The sequence below is a fragment of the Bradyrhizobium sp. AUGA SZCCT0431 genome (assembly GCF_018131065.1).
GTDB lineage: Bacteria > Pseudomonadota > Alphaproteobacteria > Rhizobiales > Xanthobacteraceae > Bradyrhizobium.
This window is the reverse complement of sequence record NZ_JAFCLR010000015.1, coordinates 118,369-139,468: the sequence shown is the minus strand read 5'-3', so window position 1 is coordinate 139,468 and position 21,100 is coordinate 118,369. Positions and strand designations below refer to the sequence as shown.

Annotated in this window: 16 protein-coding genes; 7 read left to right on the top strand and 9 right to left on the bottom strand. The window is 63.6% G+C overall.

Annotated elements, in window-relative coordinates; translation table 11 throughout:
* Window positions 1–379 precede the first annotated feature (379 nt).
* The 3 genes from JQ567_RS16935 (at window position 380) to JQ567_RS16925 (ending at window position 6,311) form a co-directional block, all read left to right on the top strand.
* Window positions 380–1,555, top strand: coding sequence for an ABC transporter substrate-binding protein (locus JQ567_RS16935; protein ID WP_212439875.1), 1,176 nt, complete (start codon window positions 380–382; stop codon window positions 1,553–1,555).
* Between the two features lie 77 nt (window positions 1,556–1,632).
* Window positions 1,633–3,750 carry a methyl-accepting chemotaxis protein gene (locus JQ567_RS16930; RefSeq protein ID WP_212439874.1) on the top strand — a complete coding sequence of 706 codons (2,118 nt, stop codon included), beginning with the start codon at window positions 1,633–1,635 and terminating at the stop codon, window positions 3,748–3,750.
* A 341-nt stretch (window positions 3,751–4,091) separates the two neighbouring features.
* On the top strand, window positions 4,092–6,311 hold the full coding sequence (locus tag JQ567_RS16925; RefSeq protein WP_212439873.1) for a bifunctional diguanylate cyclase/phosphodiesterase: 2,220 nt from the start codon (window positions 4,092–4,094) through the stop codon (window positions 6,309–6,311).
* An 848-nt stretch (window positions 6,312–7,159) separates the two neighbouring features.
* Here the strand turns inward: JQ567_RS16925 and JQ567_RS16920 are convergent.
* The 3 genes from JQ567_RS16920 to JQ567_RS16910 form a co-directional block, all read right to left on the bottom strand.
* On the bottom strand, window positions 7,160–7,615 hold the full coding sequence (locus JQ567_RS16920) for a DUF1801 domain-containing protein (protein WP_212439872.1): 456 nt from the start codon (window positions 7,613–7,615) through the stop codon (window positions 7,160–7,162).
* Between the two features lie 17 nt (window positions 7,616–7,632).
* Window positions 7,633–8,805: an acyl-CoA dehydrogenase family protein gene (locus JQ567_RS16915; protein ID WP_212439871.1), complete on the bottom strand. Its 1,173-nt coding sequence runs from the start codon at window positions 8,803–8,805 to the stop codon at window positions 7,633–7,635.
* Window positions 8,806–8,895: 90 nt separating this feature from the next.
* Window positions 8,896–10,143: an MFS transporter gene (locus JQ567_RS16910; RefSeq protein ID WP_212439870.1), complete on the bottom strand. Its 1,248-nt coding sequence runs from the start codon at window positions 10,141–10,143 to the stop codon at window positions 8,896–8,898.
* Between the two features lie 174 nt (window positions 10,144–10,317).
* Between JQ567_RS16910 and JQ567_RS16905 the strand changes: the two genes are divergently transcribed.
* Window positions 10,318–11,442 carry a DUF2652 domain-containing protein gene (locus tag JQ567_RS16905; RefSeq protein WP_212439869.1) on the top strand — a complete coding sequence of 375 codons (1,125 nt, stop codon included), beginning with the start codon at window positions 10,318–10,320 and terminating at the stop codon, window positions 11,440–11,442.
* Between the two features lie 102 nt (window positions 11,443–11,544).
* Here JQ567_RS16905 and lepA read toward each other — a convergent pair whose 3' ends face one another.
* Window positions 11,545–13,356, bottom strand: a complete 1,812-nt coding sequence (gene lepA / locus JQ567_RS16900) for a translation elongation factor 4 (RefSeq protein WP_212439868.1) — start codon at window positions 13,354–13,356, stop codon at window positions 11,545–11,547.
* 115 nt (window positions 13,357–13,471) lie between these two features.
* Between lepA and JQ567_RS16895 the strand changes: the two genes are divergently transcribed.
* Both JQ567_RS16895 and JQ567_RS16890 read left to right on the top strand, forming a co-directional pair.
* Window positions 13,472–15,076 carry a glycosyltransferase family 39 protein gene (locus tag JQ567_RS16895; protein ID WP_212439867.1) on the top strand — a complete coding sequence of 535 codons (1,605 nt, stop codon included), beginning with the start codon at window positions 13,472–13,474 and terminating at the stop codon, window positions 15,074–15,076.
* Window positions 15,077–15,122: 46 nt separating this feature from the next.
* Window positions 15,123–15,920 carry an SDR family NAD(P)-dependent oxidoreductase gene (locus JQ567_RS16890; RefSeq protein WP_212439866.1) on the top strand — a complete coding sequence of 266 codons (798 nt, stop codon included), beginning with the start codon at window positions 15,123–15,125 and terminating at the stop codon, window positions 15,918–15,920.
* Between the two features lie 139 nt (window positions 15,921–16,059).
* On the opposite strand, the gene JQ567_RS16885 is transcribed toward JQ567_RS16890, so the two are convergent.
* The 5 genes from JQ567_RS16885 to JQ567_RS16865 form a co-directional block, all read right to left on the bottom strand.
* Entirely contained in the window at window positions 16,060–16,386 is a 327-nt protein-coding gene (locus tag JQ567_RS16885; RefSeq protein WP_212439865.1) for an HPr family phosphocarrier protein, read from the bottom strand.
* Window positions 16,383–16,784: a PTS sugar transporter subunit IIA gene (locus JQ567_RS16880; RefSeq protein ID WP_021076632.1), complete on the bottom strand. Its 402-nt coding sequence runs from the start codon at window positions 16,782–16,784 to the stop codon at window positions 16,383–16,385. The genes JQ567_RS16885 and JQ567_RS16880 overlap by 4 nt, the downstream gene beginning before the upstream one ends.
* 133 nt (window positions 16,785–16,917) lie before the next feature.
* Window positions 16,918–17,439 carry an HPr kinase/phosphorylase gene (locus JQ567_RS16875; protein ID WP_212439864.1) on the bottom strand — a complete coding sequence of 174 codons (522 nt, stop codon included), beginning with the start codon at window positions 17,437–17,439 and terminating at the stop codon, window positions 16,918–16,920.
* Window positions 17,436–19,247 (bottom strand): sensor histidine kinase, encoded by a 1,812-nt coding sequence (locus tag JQ567_RS16870; protein WP_212439863.1) that lies wholly within the window; start codon window positions 19,245–19,247, stop codon window positions 17,436–17,438. Before JQ567_RS16870 ends, JQ567_RS16875 begins: the two co-directional genes overlap by 4 nt.
* Before the next feature lie 111 nt (window positions 19,248–19,358).
* The gene (locus JQ567_RS16865) at window positions 19,359–20,060 is read right to left on the bottom strand and encodes a response regulator transcription factor (protein ID WP_016843287.1); all 702 of its coding nucleotides are present in this window, start codon (window positions 20,058–20,060) and stop codon (window positions 19,359–19,361) included.
* A 214-nt stretch (window positions 20,061–20,274) separates the two neighbouring features.
* Between JQ567_RS16865 and JQ567_RS16860 the strand changes: the two genes are divergently transcribed.
* A complete protein-coding gene (locus JQ567_RS16860; RefSeq protein WP_212439862.1) occupies window positions 20,275–21,021 on the top strand; it encodes a HugZ family protein in 747 nt (248 codons plus the stop codon).
* The last annotated feature ends 79 nt before the right edge of the window (window positions 21,022–21,100 follow it).

Here is a 21,100-nt window from a genome sequence, read left to right as displayed (position 1 = left end):
TATGGTATCGGAGAGCGGTCGCCCGCGGCGTCGCACGGACAGGCGATCATCTTAACCCTTCGATAACCTTGCCGGTCACCGCAAGAATTTCGGACACTTGTCGCTGATCCGCGCAAGTGACGATTCTGCTTTGGGTATTTCCTGGGTCTTTGGTTCTGCGATGATCGTCGCCTTGCGCGGCTGCGTGTTCACAGGTGCAACCTCGCCGTGAACCTCGCCTTGATTCCGCAACCGTACAAATACGCACCGGTCAAATCATTAATCTGTTCTGAAGCAATCGGGCTCACAATCGCAACGCAGTGTTGCTGTGTCGTCATGCCAACGATGACCCGGGCCAGCAGATCCGTTCGACCATTACACCCGCCAAAGGACAATTCATATGCGAGCTACTCCGTTCAACGCCTTCCTTGCTGCGTCGGCTGTTCTCCTCGCGACCAGCATTCCCGCATCCGCCGAAAACGGCGTGTCGGCCGACAAGATCGTGTTTGGTCAAGCCGCGGCGCTTGACGGTCCGGCGTCGGCCCTGGGCCAGGGCATGAAGATTGGGCTGGAAGCAGCCTTCGCCGAGATCAACAAGGCCGGTGGCGTCAAGGGCCGCAAGCTCGAACTCAAGAGCGTCGACGACGGCTATGAGCCGACCAAGTCGATCGAAGCGGCCAAGAAGCTGCTGGAGGAAGACAAGGTGTTCGCGCTCGTCGGTGCGGTTGGCACCCCGACATCCGCCGCCACCCAGCCGATCGCAACGGCGGCAGGCGCCCCCTTCATCGGTGCCTTCACCGGCGCCGAATTCCTGCGCGAGCCGCACAAGCCGCTGGTGATGAATATTCGCGCCAGCTACTTCCAGGAAACCGAAGCCATGGTCGAACGGGTGACCAAGGATCTCGGCGCGACCAAGATCGCGATCATGTACCAGGACGACGCCTTCGGTCAGGCCGGCCTTGCCGGCGTCAAGAAGGCGCTCGAAAAGCGGCAGATGCAGCTTGCCGGCGAAGGCACCTTCGAGCGCAACACGGTGGCCGTGAAAGCCGCGCTGCTGGCCATCAAGAAGGCCGAGCCCCAGGCCGTGATCATGATCAGCCCCTACAAGCCCGCGGCTGAGTTCATCAAGCTGGCCAAGCAGATCAAGCTCGACGCCACTTTCGTGAACATCTCCTTTGTCGGGTCCGATGCGCTTGCAAAGGAACTCGGCGCTGCCGGCACCGGCGTCGTGATCACGCAGGTCGTTCCGTTCCCGAAGGATGCGGCGATCCCGGTGGTCGGGCGCTATCATGCTTCGCTCAAGGCCAGCGCGCCCGATGCGCAGCCCGGCTTCGTTTCGCTCGAGGGTTACCTCGTCGGCCGTGCGATTGCCGCAGCGCTCGAGAAGGTTGATGGCGACCTGACCCGCCAGGCCATGATCGACGCCGTGCAAAAAGCCGGCAGCCTCGATCTCGGCGGCTTCAAGCTCTCCTACAGCCCCACCAGCAACCGCGGCTCGAATGAAGTGTTCCTGACCGTGATCCAGGCGGACGGCAGCTTCAAGGCGGTCGACCGGCTCGAGAAGTCCGGATCGTAAATCTAGAAAGCCGCGAGCACCGGGGTAACACCCGGCTGCTCGCGGCACGATTTTGCTTTGTTGATTGGAGTTTTGCGATGAACGCTGGCATGTCGTGGTATCACCTCGGCCTTCGCGGTCGCTTGTTTATGGCCTTTGGCGTCGTCGCGGCGCTCACGGTGCTCGCAAGCGGCAGCGCGATCATCTCCTACGACAGCCTCGGCCGTTCGCTGGGCGCGATCTCCGAGAAGAGCCTGCCTGAGATCACGCGGGCCTCCGAGGTCGCCAGGGCCGCCGGCGACGTCGCCGCCGCGGCACCCCGCCTTCTCGCCGCGACCGATCAGGCCGAGCGCGATCACGCCTCCAGGATCTTGACCGCGGCGCGTCAGGAGCTCAAGCAGAGCATCGGCGCGCTCGCCGCCGACGACGTCGCCAAAGTCAGCCAGACCGCCGATCGCATCCTGGTCAATCTCGATCGGCTGGTGCAATCCGTCACCGAGCGCCAGACCATTGCCGCCTCGCGCGACGCGCTGGTCGCGAGCTTGCGCAAATCGCATCAGAAGCTTGCCGAAAAACTGTCGCCGATGGCCGATGACGCCGGGTTCAGCCTGACGATGGGCCTGCAGACCGCGGCCGACAACAAGGATCTGGAAGTCGTTCAGAAGACGCTGTCGGCGCTGGCCGACAACGAACTGGCGTCGCTGCAAGCCATTCTGGAGTTGCGCGCGGAATCCAATTTGATACTGGGAATCCTGGTGGAGGCCGCCGACCTGCCGTCTGCCGATCTGCTGCCGCCGGTCAAGGACCGCTTCACGGCGACCGCGGGCCGCCTTGGCAAGGCAGCCGCGGCCTTCAAGAATCCCGAGGCGTCGAAACTGGTCGATGAGCTGGTCAAGACCGGCAAGGACGCCGGCAATATTTTCGAACTCAAGCAACGCGAACTGGTGGCCGCGAAGGCCGGCGCCAATGTGGTGACGGAGAACCGCACGCTCGCCCAGGAGTTCGAGAAGGAAGTCGCCAGCTTGCGAAAGCGCAGCGAAGCGGGCGCAGCCACCGCGGTCCGTGACTCGGAGGCGGAGATCGGGCAGGGACGCATCATCCTGATCAGTCTTGCGCTCGTCAGCCTTTTAACGGCGCTGGTCATTGGCTGGTACTATGTCGGGCGCGGCGTCGTGCGCCGTCTGGTGCATCTGCAGAACAGCATGAAGTCCATTGCCGCGGGCGATCTGGCGACCAATATTGCGACCGGCGGCTCGGACGAAATCGCCGACATGGCGGGTGCGCTGCAGGTCTTCAAGGACAACATGCTGGAATCGAACCGGCTGCGCGCGGAACGTTCGGAAACCGAAAAGCACGCGCATGCCCAGCGAAGGGCGGAAATGCAGAAACTCGCGGCCGAGTTCGAGGCCGCGGTCGGCGAGATCGTGCAGACCGTATCCTCGGCTTCAACGGAACTGGAAGCCTCGGCGACCAGTCTGACCCGAACCGCCGAAGAGACGCAGCAGCTCTCCGGCAGGGTGGAGGCGGCCTCCGAGGAGGCCTCCTCGAACGTCAGGTCGGTCGCCGCCGCGACGGAAGAAATGACCGCGTCGGTCGCCGAAATCAGCCGCCAGGTCCAGGAGTCGAACCGGATCGCCGGCGAAGCCGTCAATCAGGCAGAGATGACCGACGCGCGCATCAACGAGCTGTCGAAGGCAGCCTTGCGGATCGGCGACGTCGTCAATCTGATCACCACGATCGCCGAACAGACCAATCTCCTGGCGCTGAACGCCACCATCGAGGCGGCGCGCGCCGGCGATTCGGGACGGGGCTTTGCGGTGGTCGCGCAGGAAGTCAAAGCGCTCGCCGCGCAGACCGCCAACGCAACCAAGGAAATCAGCAGCCAGATTGCCGGGATGCAGGTTGCGACCCAGGAATCGGTTCTGGCGATCAAGCAGATCGGCACCACCATCGGCCGGATCTCGCAAATCGCCGCGACGATCTCGACCTCGGTGGATCAGCAGGGCAGCGCCACGCAGGAGATCGCGCGCAACGTCGAGCAGGCTGCAGTGGGCACCTCCGATGTCGCCACCAACATCGTCGACGTGAACCAGGGCGCCCGCCGGACCGGCTCCGCTTCCGCGCAGGTTCTTTCTTCGGCTCAGTCGCTGTCCGGCGAAAGCAACCGCCTCCGGCTGGAGGTCGACAAATTCCTCGATACGGTGCGCGCGGCTTAAGCTCTTTAGGCAGCTTGCACTGTGCGGCGATCAGCTCCGGCTTAACGCTTCAATAACCTTGTCGACCATTGGCGCATATTGATGCGCCAGCGCGAGATCTCGCGCATTCCGTGTGCAATCCGAATGCGTGTCGCGTGTTCTTCGTGCGCTGGCTGAGATTCTGCGTGTGCATTTGCGTTTGGTCTCGCGCGCCTGTTGCAGCAACACACGCATAGCGTGAACCAGCCTTTCTAGCGGGCACCGGAGAGCCGGGCGCGGGGCTGTTCGAACCGGCAGGAGATACCATTTTTTCAGACACTTATCGGAGAACATTGCACGCAGAAGGCGGGTGAGGCGCGGCAATGCCGAAGATAAGGCCAAAGACAATCAAGAAACCAAAGCAGCCCTCGATTGCTCGCCTGTTCGGTCGACCGGTAAAACCCAGCCCGAAGCTTTCAGGTCATCGTCGCCATGGTCCCGCCGAGCGCAGCGAGATCATGCGCACGCGCGCCGAGGCGGAGGCCGCGATTGCGGACGCGCGCAAATCGCATGAACGGCTGCGCGAGGCGATCGACATCCTGCCCCAGGGCATCGTGTTTCTCGACGCCGAAGGGCGCTACATTCTCTGGAACAAGAAATATGCGGAGATCTACACCCGCAGCTCGGACCTGTTCAGGCCGGGCGCGCGGCTGGCGGACACCATCCGCGTCGGCGTCGAGCGCGGCGATTATCCGGAAGCGATTGGCCGCGAGGAGGAATGGCTCACCGAGCGTCTGACCAGGCTTCACCAGCCGGGCGATCGTCACGAGCAGACGCTGGCCGATGGCCGCGTGATCCTGATCGACGAGCGGCTGACCGAAGACGGCGGCGTCATCGGTCTGCGCGTCGATATTACCGAGTTGAAACAGCGCGAGGCGTCATTCCGCCTGCTGTTCGACAGCAACCCGGTGCCGATGATCGTTTGTTCGCTGGATGGCGAGCGCATTCTCGGCGTCAACGACGCCGCGCTCCAGCACTATGGCTATAGCCGCACCGAGTTCGAGCGACTGACGATCCGCAGTCTGCAGGCGTTCGACCCGGAATTGCCGTGGGCGGGCGATCGCAGCAGTGACGAACAGGCGGCCCGGACCTGGAAGCATGTCAGGGCCGACGGCGCGCTGATCGATCTGGCGATCTATTCGCGCCAGCTGGTTTACGGCGACCAGCCGGCCGTGCTGCTGGCGTTGATGGACATCACCGAACGCAAGCGTGCCGAAGCGCGGCTTGCCTTTATGGCCCAGCACGACAGCCTGACCGGACTGCCGAACCGCACCCTGCTGCGTCAGCAGATGGACGATCTCCTGCTGCATACGCGGCGCAGCGCCGAGAAGGTGGCGGTGCTGGTGCTCGGCGTCGACAATTTCAAGGCGGTCAACGATACGCTCGGCCATGGCGTCGGCGACAAGCTGCTGCGCGGCGTCGCCAAGCGCCTGCGATCGACGCTGCGTGAGGAAGACGTGCTGGCGCGGCTCAACTCCGACGAGTTCGCGATCGTCCAGAGCGGGGTGACGCGCCCCGAAGACGCCGTGCTGCTGGCCAGGCGTCTGCTGGAGGCGATCGGCGACCCCTATCTGCTCGACGGCCATTCGGTGGTGATCGGCGCCAGCATCGGCATCGCGATGTCGCCGGGCGACGGCGACGAGTCCGAGAGATTGCTGAAGAACGCCGACATGGCGCTGTCGCGCGCCAAGAACGAGTTCCGGGGCACGTTCAGCTTCTTCGAAGCCGAAATGGACGCCCGCGCGCAGTCCCGCCGCAAGATCGAGATCGAGCTGCGCCACGCGATCGAGAACGATTTGCTGCGGCCGCATTATCAGCCGCTGGTCGACCTTTCGACCGGGCGCGTGACCGGCTTCGAGGCGCTGGTGCGCTGGCCGCATCCCGAACGCGGCATGGTCTCGCCCGGCGAGTTCATCCCCGTTGCCGAAGAGACCGGCCTGATCAACGCCGTGGGCGGCTTAATGCTGCGCCGCGCCTGCATGGATGCGGCGCAATGGCCCGACGACGTCCGTGTCGCGGTCAATCTGTCGCCGCTGCAGTTCCGCGTCGGCAATCTGCTGTCGATGGTGATGGAAACGTTGAAACAAACCGGTCTGGCGGCGACGCGGCTCGAACTCGAGATCACCGAGACGCTGGTATTGGAAAAGAGCAGCCAGGTGCTGGCGACGCTGCATGCGCTGCGCTCGCTCGGCGTCCGCATCTCGATGGACGATTTCGGCACCGGCTATTCCAGCCTTAGTTACCTCCGCAGCTTTCCGTTCGACAAGATCAAGATCGACCAGTCGTTCGTGCGCGATCTCGGCTCCAACCGCGATGCGCAGGCGATCGTGCGTTCGATCATCAGCCTCGGCAAGGGCCTCGGCGTCACCATCACCGCCGAAGGCGTCGAGACCGAAGCCGAACTGAGCTGCCTGCGCAACGAAGGCTGCCACGAAGGCCAGGGTTTTCTGTTCAGCCGCGCCCGGCCCAATGCCGAGATCATCAGCCTGTTGAAGGCGCAGCGCGGCGAAGAAGCCGGCGGGGATACGGCGCTGGTGGCGTGAAGCACGCGTGTAACCACGCGTCATTGCGAGCGGAGCGAAGCAATCCATGGCGCGGCATAGCGACTGTGGATTGCTTCGTCGCTTTCGCTCCTCGCAATGACGTTGGAGTGCGACAAAACGGCCCGACGGCCGCGCCCGGCGTAGCCTTGGCGAAGCCGGGGCAAAACACTTCTGTTTTACAGAAACCGTGTCAAGCCCCGAAATAAAAAATATTTCGCTTTTCCAGAAAGCAAATCAGGCATACATATTTGGCCATCCCGTCCCACTCAGAGGGCGTCGGCCGTCGTCACGGACGTTGGACGGGTTGCGGTGGACGCTGATGTTGCGAAGACGTAACGCGACAGAGGCGTACGGCGAAGGCGCGTGGTCCTGACACCCCGTTGCTGGTGTCAAGTTCCTGAGAGGCCAAAAGCTGATCGGGAGCGACGGTGGCAAGAAAGCCCGTTCACCGGGGAGATCGCGTTATAAGTCGTAAAGCCATTGCGCAGGGAAGGCCGGGTGTTCTCCGCTGCCCTGTATGCTCGTGTGCATTTTGTTTTGTGCAAACCGCACGCGAGACCGCGGGTGCAGCGCGCACCCGGTCTTCCCTGCGCCCTCTCATGAGAGGGCGGGAAGTTTCTGGCAAAGCTCGGGCGCAATGCGTCGCGAGAATAATTTTTGTCGTCCCGGCGAAGGCCGGGACCCATACGCCGCGGCCCCTGTTATTGAAAAAAGGAAGATGACGACCAGCGTGCAAAACAATTATCGCCGGTGGGTATGGGTCCCGGCCTTCGCCGGGACGACAGTGGATTCGCTTCGGGACGACGCTCGGAGCGAGCGTTGTGCGCTCCTCGCAATGACGGTGGAGATTACTTCGCTCCCGCGCCCTTCCGCTTCCCCAGATGATAAGTCAGCGCCAGCGCCACGCAGTGGCGCAACTCTGCTTCCGGTACCTTGTCGTCGGCGCCGAGAAGAATGCTGCGGTTGCCGCCATAGCGAAGCTCCGGATAAAGCTCGCGAAAGGTCTCGACCAGATTGGTCTGGCAATGGAAGTAAAGCGCGTATTGCCCGGGCACCGGCTTGACCTGATCGATCCGGATCGTGCTGCCGCTTTTGGTCTCCGCCGTGAGATAGCTCGGCTGTCCCCATTTCAACGTCTCTTCCAGCGCGCCGACGCCCTTGGTGGTTTTCGCGGTATCGAAGATCAGCCGGCGCAGCGCCAGCAATCTGGCTTTGACGGGCTTGGGATAGACGGCGAAGACGGCTTCGACGGTGGAAGCCGGGTTTTTCGTGGGCTGCTTTTTTGCAGCTTTTGTCCCGGCCATTTTCCTCGCAACCCCCATCAGCGTGCGGTCGGCGGCGTGTCGAGATTGGCGAAAAGAATCGCCTTGCCGGCATCCTCGTAATGGGTATCGCGGGCCTGGATCTGCTGCGCGATGGCGTGCATGTCGCGAAAGCGCCGTTCGAACTTGTTGGCGCTGAAGACGGCGGTGGCGCCGGCCATGTGATAGGCCGTGTCGACCACGGAGGCCGATTGATGAATGGTCCAGGTCGCGGCGATCCGCAGCGCGATCCGGTGCTGTTCGGTAATGGCGTCGCCGCGCGCCAGGTCGCGCCAGACCTCGGCAGCGGTGGCGTAGAGATAGGCGCGCGCGGCGCGCAGGCTCGCCTCGGTGCGCCCGATCAGGCCCTGCACGGCGTTGTTGTCGCGCATCGCCTTGAGGCCTTGCGGCGTCTTGCCGCGCGCCAGATCGGTGGCGGCATCCAGCGTCGCGCGTGCGACACCGAGCGAGGTCGCGGCAAAGCCCATGCTGAACACCATGTTGGTGGAGAGCTTGTAGAGCGGGCCGTGTTCGCGGAGCGCCGCAGGGTCGTCGCGCAGCGCGGCGAATTTGTCCGGGATGAACAGATTGTCGACCGAGTAGGAATCGGTGCCGGTGCCGCGCAGACCGATGACGTCCCAGACGTCGTACATCGTGGCATCAGCCACCGGAAACAGGATGGTGCGGATCTCTGGCGAGCCATCCGCCTTGCGCCGCGGGCTGCCGTCGGCCTCGACGACCCTGACATGGGCGCCGAGCCAGCTCGCCTGACGGGAGCCGCTGGCAAAATCCCAGCGCGCGCTGGCCTTGTAGCCGCCGGGCACGACCTGCACTTCATGGTTGATCGCGCCCCAGGCGAGGATGCCGGGCGCGACGTTGAAGATCTCGTTGGCGGCATCGGCGTCGAGATAGGCCGCGGTCATGGCGCAGACGCTGCACTGGCCGAGGCACCAGGCGGTGGAAGCATCGGCCTTGGCGATTTCCTCCTGCATCTGCATGAAGATCTCGAGCGGCAATTCGGCGCCGCCGAGGCTCTGCGGCAACAGCGAACGATAAAGCCCGTTCTCGATCAGGGCCGCGGTTACATCAGGCGTCAGCCGCCGCGTCCGCTCGATTTCGTCGGCGTCGCGCGCGATCAATGGCTGCAGCATGCGCGCGCGCTCGACGAGGTCGAGGCCGGGGTGCTTGTTCATGCGCTTCCTCGCATTGTCTTGTTTTGTTTGCGCGAGGCGCGATGGTGGCCCATCCGCCGTCCCCGATCAAGGCGGCGGAGGATACGCATCTCAAGCCGCGGCGCGTCCGAGATCGAGCGAAGGCTGCGATGGCCGCTTCGCCGACGGGAAACTCAGCGCCACCGCGACCGCGGTAATGCCGATCGCGAAGGAGCCGACATAGAGCCAGTTGTAGGCGTGGAAAGTGTCGAACACCCACCCGCCGGCCAAGGGCCCCAGCGCCATGCCGAGGCTGGCAAAGGCGGAGACCGCGCCGAACACCGTGCCCATGATGCGCGCGCCGAAATATTCGCGCACCAGCACGGCGTAGAGCGGCATCACGCCGCCATAGGCGAGCCCGAAGATCACAGACAGCGCATAGAACTCGCCGAGCTGGCCGACCGCAAGATAGGTCGCGACCGACATCGCCTGCACGAACAGCCCGCCGACCAGCACCGGCTTGGCACCGAGACGGTCGGCCATGATTCCGAGCAGCAGACGGCCGCCGAGGCCGGAGAATCCGGCAAGGCTGTAAACGGTGACGGCGGTGAGCGGCGCGATGCCGCAGATCATCGCGTAGCTCACCATGTGGAAGATCGGTCCCGAATGCGCCGCGCAGCAGGCGAAATGCGCCAATGCCAGCGTGACGAACTGCGGCGTCCGCAACGCCTGCCCGACGGACCACTGCATTTCCGGCGCGTCAGATCCGCCGCTTGCGGGTGCTGCGGCCTCCGGCGCTGGACGCACCAGGAACGACGCCGGGATCAACAGCGCCCAGGAGGCGATGCCGATCGCCAGCATCGCGGTGCGCCAGTCATAGGCCGTGATCAGCCAGCTTGCGAATGGCGCAATCGTCAGTGGCGACACGCCCATGCCGGCCGACACCAGCGCCACCGCAAGGCTGCGGCGATGTTCGATCCAGGCGCTCGCCACCGCGACCATCGGCGCATAGAAACTGCCGGCCGCGATCCCGATCAGCACGCCGAAGAAAAACTGGAATTGCCAGAGGCCTGTGGCCTGGCTCGCGCCGACCAGGCCGATACCGAGCAGCACGGCGCCGGCCAAAACCACGATGCGGGTTCCGAACCGGTCGGACAATGCGCCCCAGAAGAACGCCGCAAATCCCATGGCAAGGAAATCGATCGTCGCCGCCGCCGAGACGCCGCTCACCGACCATCCCGTATCCGTCGCAATCGGCTGCAGGAACACGGCCAGCGACAACATCGTGCCGAAGCCGACACAGGTCATCAGCGCGCCGGCGCCGACGACGATCCAGCCATAAGAGAAACCGGGCTGGGAGAAACCGGCGGGCTTGCTCATGCGTTTCCTCAGCATTTTTTTGGATTTTATGGTTTGAGCAGCAGCAATGTTGACCCATCCTGCGCCGCAGAGCAAGGCGGGGCACCGCGCTGGGACGCGAGAAACCAGCGCGAATGCCACAACTTTCTGCTAGAATGGACGTATTGCGCGTCGTGTTTCCAGGGAGTGCTGGCTATGGCGCAACAGGGCTTTCTGCTCATTGCCGACATTACCGGCTACACCATATTCCTCACGCGCTCGGAGCTCGAGCACGCGCAAGGCATTCTCGATGCTCTGTTCAAGAGCATCTTTGCCGAGATCAGGGCACCGATCATCCTGTCGAATTTGCAGGGCGATGCGGCGCTGACTCATCTGCCCGATGTGAACCTGCCGCAGCGCCAGTTTCCGCTCGATGCCATCGAGCGCATCTATTGCAGCTTCAGCCATGCACTCGGCGCCATGCGCGTCAACACGACATGCGAGTGCAACGCCTGCCGCAACATGGGTCAGCTTGATCTCAAATTCTTCCTGCATCACGGCACCTATGCGACGCAGCAGATGGCGGGGCGCACCGAATTGCAGGGGGCGGAGGTGATCCACCTGCACCGCCTGATGAAGAATTCGGTGACGGCGACAACCGGCATCAAGGCCTATGCGCTGGTGACCGAACAGGCGGCGGAAGCGATCGGCTTGCCGGATTTCTTTGCGGGCACGATCCGTCACATCGAAGACACCGGCGATTTCGGCGACACCGTTTGTTACGTCTACGATCTGGCCCCGATCTTTGCGCGATGGCGCGCGACGCGTCGCATCGTGGTGCAGCCCGATGAGCCTTTGGCGTTCGAATCGATGGAATGCGATTTGCCGGTGCCGCCGGCGATGGCCTGGGCCTATGTCACCGACGTCGAGAAGAAAATCCGCTGGCAGCACGGTATCGACGGCATGACCATGACCGGGCTGGCTCGCGGGCGGATCGGGCTGGGCGCGACGCAGCATTGCGCCCACGGCAAAGATTCAATAGTTCACGACATCGTCGACTGGCGGCCGTTCGACTACGTCACCTGGCACATCCGGCTGCCGATGGGCGCCATCGTGCGACAGATGGCCGAACTGACGCCGCTCGAAAATGGCGGCACGCATCTGTCGCTGCGCTGCGCGAAGGCGGAAGGCCCCAATCCGGTGGCGACGGCGCTGGTGCGGACGATCACTCGGCTCGCCATGGCCAAGAAGCTGGTCAGCGAACAGCGCGCGTCGAAGGCCGCGCTGGAGCGGTTGGTGGCGGAGGAGAGGACGACGGCAGGTGAGGGGACGGAGGCGTAGGCAAGCCGTCATTCCGGGGCGCGTAGCGCGAACCCGGAATCTCGAGATTCCGGGTCTGGTCCTCTGGACCATCCCGGAATGACGAGTGACGTTAACCGGGCCTCAGCTATCCACCTTCAGCGCGGCAATGAAGGCTTCCTGCGGGATGTCGACCTTGCCGAACTGCCGCATCTTCTTCTTGCCTTCCTTCTGCTTCTCCAGAAGCTTGCGCTTGCGCGTGATGTCGCCGCCGTAGCATTTCGCGGTGACGTCCTTGCGCAGCGCGCGGACGGTCTCGCGGGCGATCACCTTGCCGCCGATCGCAGCCTGGATCGGAATCACGAACATGTGCGGCGGGATCAGTTCCTTCATCCGCTCGACCATGGCGCGGCCGCGGCCTTCGGCGCGGGTGCGATGCACCAGCATCGACAGCGCGTCGACCGGCTCGAGGTTGACGAGGATCTGCATCTTGACGAGGTCGGCAGGCTTGTAGTCGGTCAGATGGTAGTCGAACGAGGCATAGCCCTTCGAGACCGATTTGAGCCGGTCGTAGAAATCGAACACGACCTCGTTGAGCGGCAAATCGTACTTCACCATCGCGCGCGAGCCGACATAGGTCAGCTCCTTCTGCGAACCGCGGCGGTCCTGGCAAAGTTTCAAAACGCTGCCGAGATATTCGTCCGGGGTCAGGATGGTAGCTTCGATCCACGGCTCCTGGATCTCGGCGATCTTGACCACGTCGGGCATGTCGACGGGATTGTGGATCTCGATCTCTTGCCCATCCGTGAGGTGCATCTTGTAGATCACGCTCGGCGCGGTCGCGATCAGGTTGAGATCGAACTCGCGCTGCAGGCGCTCCTGGATGATTTCCAGATGCAGCAGCCCGAGGAAGCCGCAGCGGAAGCCGAAGCCGAGCGCGGCGGAGGTTTCCATCTCGAACGAGAAGCTCGCATCATTGAGGCGCAGCTTGCCCATCGCCGCGCGCAACGTTTCGAAGTCGTCGGCATCGACCGGGAACAGGCCGCAGAACACCACGGGGATCGCGGGCTTGAAGCCCGGCAGCATGTCGGTGATCGGCTTGCGGTCGTCGGTGATGGTATCGCCCACTCTCGTGTCGGCGACTTCCTTGATCGCCGCGGTGATGAAGCCGATCTCGCCGGGGCCGAGTTCGTCGATCTGCGTCATCTTCGGGGTGAAGAAGCCGACGCGCTCGACGTCATAGGCGGCGTTGGTGCCCATCATTCGGATGCGGCTGCCCTTCTTCATCACGCCATCGACGACGCGAATGAGAACGACGACGCCGAGGTAGACGTCGTACCAGCTGTCCACCAGCAGCGCCTTCAGCGTCGCCCCGCGGTCGCCCTTCGGCGGCGGCAGGCGGGTGACGATGGCTTCCAGCACGTCGGGAATGCCAAGCCCGGTCTTGGCCGAGATCATCACCGCGTCGGCGGCGCTGATGCCGATCACATCCTCGATCTGCTGCCTGACCTTTTCCGGTTCGGCGGCGGGCAGGTCGACCTTGTTGAGCACCGGCACGATCTCATGACCCGCGTCGAGCGCGTGGTAGACGTTGGCGAGCGTCTGCGCCTCGACGCCCTGGCTGGCGTCGACCACCAGCAGCGATCCTTCACAGGCCGCCAGCGAGCGCGAGACTTCGTAGGCGAAGTCGACATGGCCCGGCGTGTCCATCAGGTTGAAGATGTAATCCTTGCCGTCCTTGGCGCGGTATTTCAGCCGGACCGTCTGCGCCTTGATGGTGATGCCGCGCTCGCGCTCGATATCCATGGAATCGAGCACCTGCTCCTTGCCCGCCATTTCGCGATCGGTCAGCCCGCCGGTGGTCTGGATCAGGCGGTCGGCCAGCGTCGATTTGCCATGGTCGATATGGGCGACGATGGAGAAGTTGCGGATGTTGGAAATCGGGGCAGTTGTCATGGGGCGCGGGATAGCATTCACATCCCCGTGCGGCAACCATATTGCTGTATTTTAAGGGGCATTCTTCACGCCAAGCTGATTCCACGCGCGCCAAAAACGCGCTACGCACTCCTCCATGTCGACTGCATCGATTTTACCCGCCGCCGCGCGTTCCAGGCGCAGATTGTCCGTCCGGCGGCTGGCGGCATGGCTGGCCTCATGCGCCAGCGACCCCAAGGGCGCTTTGTGGCTGGTGAGCGGCTTTGCCGTGGTCCATGCCGCGCTCTGGACGCTGATCCTGGTCAATCTGAAGACCGGCCAGGACATCCATATGGACGTCGCCGAGGCGTTCGGCTGGGGCCAGAAGTTCCTGTTCGGCTATGGCAAGCATCCGCCGCTGTCGGGATGGGTGGCGGGCGCCTGGTTCAGGGTGTTTCCGGTCACCGATTGGGCGGCCTATGCGCTGGCGATGGCGACGCTGGGCCTGGGGCTCGTGATCTGCTGGCTGCTGGCGCTGCGCGTGGTCGATCACCGCCGCGCCTTCCTCGTCGTGGTGATGCTCGCGCTCTATCCGATCTTCAACTTCAAGGGCTTCAAGTACAATCCGGACCTGCTGCAGCTGGTGACGCTGCCGCTTCTGGTGCTGGCCTATCTCGACGCATTCGAGAAGCGCAGCGTGAAATCCGGATGGTTGCTTGGGATCGCCGGCGCGCTGGCGCTGATGACCAAATACTGGGCGCTGACCATGATCGGCGCTATCGGCCTCGCCGCGCTGATCCACCCGCAGCGCCTGCAATTCCTGCGCTCGCCGGCGCCGTGGGTGGCAATCTTCGTGCTCGTCGTGGCGATGGCCCCGCATTTGATCTGGCTGAGGGACGTGAATTTCGTCCCGTTCACCTATGCCGGCGAAATCTATTCGATCACCGACCGCCGCATGATCGACAACCTTGCGCTCGGTTATGTCGGCCATAATCTGGCGCTGCTGGCGTTGCCGGTGGTGCTGGCGGGAGTAGCGCTGGCGTGGCCGTCGCGCTGGCGCAAGCCGTCTTTTGCATTCTGGTCGCGCGGTGCGAATGCCCGTGTGAACACCACGCAGGCACTCAATGTCTGGCTGATCCAGGCGGTGGTCGCGATCGGACCGCCACTCGGCGCGGTGCTGTTCCAGATCTACATAAAGACCGATTGGGGCATTCCGCTGTTCTTCCTGGTGCCGCTGGCGCTGATCGCGATCCCGGCGCTGCGCGTGCGGAGCATCGCGTTGCTGCGGCTGACCGCGACCTGGCTGGTGCTGACGCTGGCGGTATTGATCCTATCGCCGCAGATCGCCGCCTATGATGCCGGCCAGCATCGCAACGAAGGCGCCAGCTACCGGGCGCGCTCCGAACTTGCGCGTGAGCTGACGGAAGTCTGGCACCGGCGGTTTTTCTCAGCCTTGCCCGTGGTTGCGGCCTACAGTGATATCGGCCACCCCGTCACCTTCTACGGCGTCGATCATCCGGCGGTCCTGACGCCGTACGAGCCGTGGTCGTCGGGGCTGACCTCGCTCGAAGAGGCCAAGCGATCCGGCTTTATCGGGATCTGCGAAACCGGCGACTGGAAGTTCGAAAAATGCGAGGCATGGATGAAGGACCATGCCGCCAATGGCGAGCGCATGGTGATCACGACACGAAGGTTTTTCTCAGGGGGGCCGGGCCCCGCCACGATCTGGAACGTGATCGTGGTGCCGCCGGAAAAGAAATAGCCGCGAACAAGAAATTTTGGGCAAGAAAATTTGGGAGTGCAACGTTATGAATCTCGATTTGACCGGAAAGACCGCGCTGGTCACCGGCTCGACGCGCGGCATCGGGCTCGCAACCGCCATCGGGCTTGCGCGGATGGGCGCGGAAGTCATCGTCAACGGACGCGAGCAAGCTGCTGTCACTGAAGCCATGACAAAGGTCCGGCAAGCTGCGCCTGCTGCCGAGGTGCACTCGGCGGCGGTCGATCTCGGAGGCGCCGAAGGCTGCGCCGCGCTTACAGCGCAATTTCCTGAAGTCGACATCCTCGTCAACAATCTCGGCATCTACGAGCCGAAAGGATTTTTCGATATCGAGGATTCCGACTGGACGAGGATGTTCGAAGTCAACGTGATGAGCGGCGTGCGCCTCACCCGGCATTATCTGAAGCGGATGCTTGATAACAAGGATTGGGGCCGCGTCGTGTTCGTCTCCAGCGAATCCGGCGTCTTCATTCCCAAGGAGATGGTTCACTACGGCTTCTCCAAGGCCGCCCAGCTCGTGGTGGCGCGCGGCGCCGCCGAACTCACCAAGGCGACCAACGTGACCGTCAATTCGGTCATGCCGGGGCCGACATGGGTCGAGATGGCGCCGGTGCGGCTGGCCGCGCGTGCCAAGGGCATGGGAACGACCGTCGACGACCTTGTCGCGCGCACCTTCAGCGAACGGCGGCCGGCCTCGCTGTTGCAGCGCTACGCCGAGCCCGAGGAGATCGCCAATCTGATCTGCTACGTCTGTTCGAAAGCCTCAAGCGCCACCAACGGCGCCGCGCTGCGCGCCGACGGCGGCATCGTCACCAATCCGTTTTGAGATGATTCGTAGGGTGGGCAAAGCGAAGCGTGCCTACCATTCACGGCGATGATCTGGACGGATGGTGGGCACGGCGCAGCTGCGCCTTTGCCCACCCTACGAGAGCGCAGCGCTACGAGCGTCTAGTCTAGACTAGCGCTCACACGCCTTCTTCGTTGAACTTGTCGGCGACGAGACCCGCGATCGCATCGACCGCGGCCTGCGCCTCGGGGCCAACAGCGGAAACCACCACCGTGGTGCCGGGGCCCGCGGCCAGCATCATCAATCCCATGATCGAGGTGCCGCCGACGGTCTCGTTGCCGCGCGTCACCCAGACCTCGGCGTTGAAACGCTCGACCATCTGGACGAATTTGGCCGACGCGCGCGCATGCAGTCCGCGCTTGTTGATGATGAGAAGTTCGCGGGAAATGGCGCCGGCTGGCACGCTCGGCCCGACGTCGTTTCCGGGCGCGGCCTCGTCGCTCATTTGCCGGCGAGTACGCGGCTGGCGATGGTGACGTATTTGCGACCGGCTTCCTGGGCCATCGCAATGGCGTCCGGAAGCGAGCGCTCTTCGCGCACCTTGGCAAGCTTCACCAGCATGGGAAGGTTGATACCTGCGAGTACTTCCACCTTGGGGCGGCTCATGCAGGAGATCGCCAGGTTGGAGGGTGTGCCACCGAACATGTCGGTAAGGATAGCAACCCCATCGCCACTGTCGACGCGATTCACCGCTTCGATAATGTCGCTTCGACACAAATCGGAGTCGTCCTCGGCTCCGATCGTAATCGCTTCAATTTGTTTCTGCGGACCCATGACATGTTCGAGCGCCGCCCTGAACTCGTCGGCAAGGCGCCCATGGGTCACAAGCACTAGACCAATCATCGGAAACTCCTCGCGGGTGCTTTTGGTGCACCGCACGAACGCGCCACTTTGACCATCCAGAGGCCCCGCGCAAGAGGGCATCTTGGCTATTCTCCCGGAAACTTGGTGGCAGAGAGGGGAGCCTGCGCCGGTCTTATTCGGTCGCGATAGTGGGGCTTATATGGTTACCAAACCCCTTCACACAATCGGCCGTATTATTACCGGAAGGTGAACTTTCAGTTGTCGTCAGCGCCGCGACAACCAGCGGAAGGGGCTGAAAGCCGGTTCCGACAGGGATTCTCGGTATCAAAACACCATTAAGGCTGACTTCGAGGGCTTCCGGCGGCGGCAGCCGTTCCGCGTCATCAGCCGCGAGATCGACAACCAGACCGACTACTGCCTCGCTGACGCAATCACAGCGGCGAATCCCGAGGCCCCGGATTTCGATCAGGCCGGCCAATTCGGCCGCCGGGCGGACCCACAATTCTCCGGCCAGTGTGTCGAGATGGACACGGTCATCGCCCACCAAAATGGCCGGTGGAACCTGGCCGGTACGGCCGGCCAGAATCAGGTCGAAGGCCAGCCGTGACTTGCCGGAACCCGACGGCCCGCGGATCAGGACGGCGCGGTCGCCAACCAGCACGGCGGAGGCGTGCACGCTGGCATTCTCCGTCATGGCGTCGGCAGCCTGACCACGAAGCGCGCGCCCGATACCGTCGGGTTGCCGTCGGAGTCGGCCGGACCGGCGCGGTTTTCCGCCCAGATACGCCCGCCATGGGCCTCGATGATCTGCTTGGAGATCGACAGCCCGAGGCCGGAATTCTGGCCAAAACCCTGATGCGGCCGGTCGGTGTAAAAGCGCTCGAAGATGCGCTCGAGCGCATCCTCGCCGATGCCCGGGCCGTCGTCGTCGACCACGATTTCGATTTCCGAACGGACGCGGCGGCAAACGATGCGCACCTTGCCGCCGGCGTGGGAGAACGATTGAGCGTTCGACAGGAGGTTGGAGATGACCTGGCCGAGCCGCGAATCATGGCCGGGCACCGAGAAGGTATCGGCCGGGCTGCGGCCCTCGAAGCGCGCCTCGACGGAGACGTCGTGGCCGAGCTTGGTTTCATTGGCGACCGAGGTCAGCGTCGTCAGCAAGCGCCTGAAATCGACCGGCGCCATATCCTGCCGCTGCAGTTCGGCATCGAGGCGGCTGGCGTCGGAAATGTCTGATATCAGCCGGTCGAGCCGCCTGACGTCGTGTTCGATGACGGCGAGCAGCCGCGCGCGGCTGTTTTCATTGCGCGCCAGCGGCAGCGTTTCCACCGCCGAGCGCAGCGAGGTCAGCGGGTTCTTGAGTTCATGGGCGACGTCGGCGGCAAACATCTCGATTGCCTCGATGCGGCTATAAAGTGCATTGGTCATGTCGCGCAGCGCGCCGGAGAGATGGCCGATCTCGTCGCGGCGGCGGGTGAAGTCGGGAATTTCGACGCGGGTCTGGATGCGGCGGCGAACGCGCTCGGCGCCGTCGGCCAGGCGCCGCACTGGACCGGCGATCGTGCTCGCCAGCAGCAGCGACAATACGATCATGACGGCGGAGGCGACGCCGCCGATTTTCAGGATCGCCCAGCGCTCGGCACCGACCATCTGGTCGATGTCGTCGCCCTGGGTCGTGAGCATCAGCGCGCCACGCACCGCGCGGAAGTGTTGCACCGGCACCGCGACCGACACGATGACCGCGCCGCGCTCATTGACGCGGACCATGCTGCTCTTCTGGCCGCCCAGCGATTGCGCGACTTCCTGATAGCCTTTGCCGCCCTCGGGGCCGAGTTCGCGATAGATCGGCAGGTCGCCGCGATTGAACCAGGTGCGGATCGCGGTCAGCGTCCGCTCCGCAATATTGGGCTTGCCCGCCGACGGTGGCGGCAATTCGAACCGCAGCACGTCGCCGCGGGCAAACAGATTGCGGCTGTCCAGGATAAGCCCGCCTTCGCGGTCGAAAATACGTGCGCGCGTCTTGGTCGGCGCGATCAGGCGGCGCAACACCGGCGCGACGCGCTCCGGGTTGATCGGAAAGTCGGAATACTCGTCCGGGATGCCATAGCTTTCTCCGGGCTTCAGATCGAGCAGGCGGTCGGGATCGACGGTGATGGTGCCGCCCTCGACCGTGGCCGAGGTCGCGATCGCTTCGGAGATAATCTCGGCATACACCAGCAAGCTCTGCGCTCGCGCCTCGATCAGGCCGGCGCGGAACTGCGACAGATAGAGGATGCTTGCCACCAGCGCGACGAGGCCCGCCAGATTGAGCGAGACGATACGGCGGGTCAGACTCGAGAAAGAGAGTGCAAAGAAGAATTGTCCGGCGCGACGCAACCAGCCCAGCGGCCGCCGCCAGCCCTGGTTGGGCGCCTTGTCGTCGGCAACGTAATCCCGATCGAGGGACGCAGATGCATCCTCGCTGTTCCGGCCTCGATCAGGCTGCGTTCGATCTAGCAATGGCTAAAACTGCCGGTTGTCTCGACTGTCCCTGCAAAGCGCTGCTCGCGCGCTCAATCCTACCCCAGACGCGCCAAGGCGTCAGTTAACGAGCCGTATCGAAAGTGCAGATCAGGCTTCCTTGAAGCGATAGCCGACGCCGTAGAGCGTCTCGATCATCTCGAAATCGTCGTCCACCACCTTGAACTTCTTGCGCAGCCGCTTGATGTGGCTGTCGATGGTGCGGTCGTCGACATAGACCTGATCGTCATAGGCGGCGTCCATCAGCGCGTTGCGGCTTTTCACCACACCGGGCCGCGTCGCCAGCGCCTGCAGGATCAGGAACTCGGTCACCGTCAGCGTCACCGGCTCGTTCTTCCAGGTGCAGGTGTGACGCTCCGGATCCATTCGCAGCAGGCCGCGGTCGAGTGCACGTGCATCCGGCTCCTTCGGTGCGGCGGTCGGATCCTTGGGCTGTCCCCGGCGCAGCACGGCCTTGACGCGTTCGACCAGCAGGCGCTGGGAGAACGGCTTGCGGATGAAATCGTCGGCGCCCATCTTGAGGCCGAACAATTCGTCGATCTCTTCATCCTTGGAGGTGAGGAAGATGACCGGCAGATCAGACTTCTGCCGCAGCCGCCGCAGCGTCTCCATGCCGTCCATGCGCGGCATCTTGATGTCGAGGATCGCAAGGTCCGGCGGCGAGGTGCGGAAACCATCGAGAGCCGATGCACCATCCGTATAGGTCATGATGCGATAGCCTTCGGCTTCGAGCGCGATCGAGACGGAAGTGAGAATGTTGCGGTCGTCATCGACCAAGGCGATTGTGGGCATGAGCCTGCTTTCGAAAGAGAAGTGGCTTAAACGGCGGGCAACTCAGCCATGCGCCGTATAAATGGGCTTCGTATTCGGTCTACGAGCAATGCAAGCTGGGCTGAAGTGTGACCGAGTTCCGCGAAAACGTTCCGCGGACGATGCGTAGCACCCATATAGCACCCTCAAGGCCTGAGCAAAGGGCCTTTTTGCAGTAAAATGGCTGGGAAAACCTATGGAACCGACGGCTGATTTTAATCCTTCCAGACTGGCCCGCTCGCTGCTGCGGCGCAGCCGGCAGGGCGCGTTGGGAACCCTGATGGCCGGCAGCGGCGACCCCTATTGTTCGCTGGTCAATATCGCCTGTCATTTTGACGCCTCGCCGATCCTGCTGATCTCCCGGCTGGCGCTGCACACCAGGAATATCCTGGCCGATAACAGGGTCTCGCTGATGCTGGACGAGCGCGCCGCCGGCGATCCGCTGGAGGGAGCCCGGATCATGCTGGCGGGGCGGGCCGAGGAGGCCACAGGCGACCAGGCCGAGATCCTGCGCCGGCGCTATCTCAACGCCCATCCGTCCGCGGAAGCCTTTGTAGAATTTAAGGATTTTTCGTTCTTCCGGATCGCACCAATAGGCGCCCATCTGGTCGCCGGGTTTGGCCGGATCATCGACCTGACCCCCCAGCAGTTCCTGACCGATATCAGCGATGCCGAGGGGCTGTTGGAAGCCGAGCAGGGCGCCGTGGAACACATGAACGAGGACCACCGCGAGGCCATGAACCTCTACGCCACGCGCCTGCTCGGGGCCGACAGCGCCGACTGGACCTGCACCGGCTGCGACCCCGATGGCATGGACATGCAGGCAGGCCGCGCCACGCTGCGGCTGGATTTCCCGGAACGGGTCACCAATGGAACCGCCCTGCGCAAGATGCTGGTCCGGCTGGCGGGCGAGGCGCGGGCCAAAGAGCCCGCCAAGCCGTAGGCCGCCACGCGAAAGCGGAATTTGCAAAAGTGGAGTTTGAACGGCTGCGGCTATTCGCGCGACCTAATCGACGCCCGCG

Bases quoted from the DNA above. Each gene is read 5' to 3' on its own strand.
- JQ567_RS16935 (WP_212439875.1), top strand. From the start codon at position 380: ATGCGAGCTACTCCGTTCAACGCCTTCCTTGCTGCGTCGGCTGTTCTC.
- JQ567_RS16930 (WP_212439874.1), top strand. From the start codon at position 1,633: ATGAACGCTGGCATGTCGTGGTATCACCTCGGCCTTCGCGGTCGCTTG.
- JQ567_RS16925 (WP_212439873.1), top strand. From the start codon at position 4,092: ATGCCGAAGATAAGGCCAAAGACAATCAAGAAACCAAAGCAGCCCTCG.
- JQ567_RS16920 (WP_212439872.1), bottom strand. From the start codon at position 7,615: ATGGCCGGGACAAAAGCTGCAAAAAAGCAGCCCACGAAAAACCCGGCT.
- JQ567_RS16915 (WP_212439871.1), bottom strand. From the start codon at position 8,805: ATGAACAAGCACCCCGGCCTCGACCTCGTCGAGCGCGCGCGCATGCTG.
- JQ567_RS16910 (WP_212439870.1), bottom strand. From the start codon at position 10,143: ATGAGCAAGCCCGCCGGTTTCTCCCAGCCCGGTTTCTCTTATGGCTGG.
- JQ567_RS16905 (WP_212439869.1), top strand. From the start codon at position 10,318: ATGGCGCAACAGGGCTTTCTGCTCATTGCCGACATTACCGGCTACACC.
- lepA (WP_212439868.1), bottom strand. From the start codon at position 13,356: ATGACAACTGCCCCGATTTCCAACATCCGCAACTTCTCCATCGTCGCC.
- JQ567_RS16895 (WP_212439867.1), top strand. From the start codon at position 13,472: ATGTCGACTGCATCGATTTTACCCGCCGCCGCGCGTTCCAGGCGCAGA.
- JQ567_RS16890 (WP_212439866.1), top strand. From the start codon at position 15,123: ATGAATCTCGATTTGACCGGAAAGACCGCGCTGGTCACCGGCTCGACG.
- JQ567_RS16885 (WP_212439865.1), bottom strand. From the start codon at position 16,386: ATGAGCGACGAGGCCGCGCCCGGAAACGACGTCGGGCCGAGCGTGCCA.
- JQ567_RS16880 (WP_021076632.1), bottom strand. From the start codon at position 16,784: ATGATTGGTCTAGTGCTTGTGACCCATGGGCGCCTTGCCGACGAGTTC.
- JQ567_RS16875 (WP_212439864.1), bottom strand. From the start codon at position 17,439: ATGACGGAGAATGCCAGCGTGCACGCCTCCGCCGTGCTGGTTGGCGAC.
- JQ567_RS16865 (WP_016843287.1), bottom strand. From the start codon at position 20,060: ATGCCCACAATCGCCTTGGTCGATGACGACCGCAACATTCTCACTTCC.
- JQ567_RS16860 (WP_212439862.1), top strand. From the start codon at position 20,275: ATGGAACCGACGGCTGATTTTAATCCTTCCAGACTGGCCCGCTCGCTG.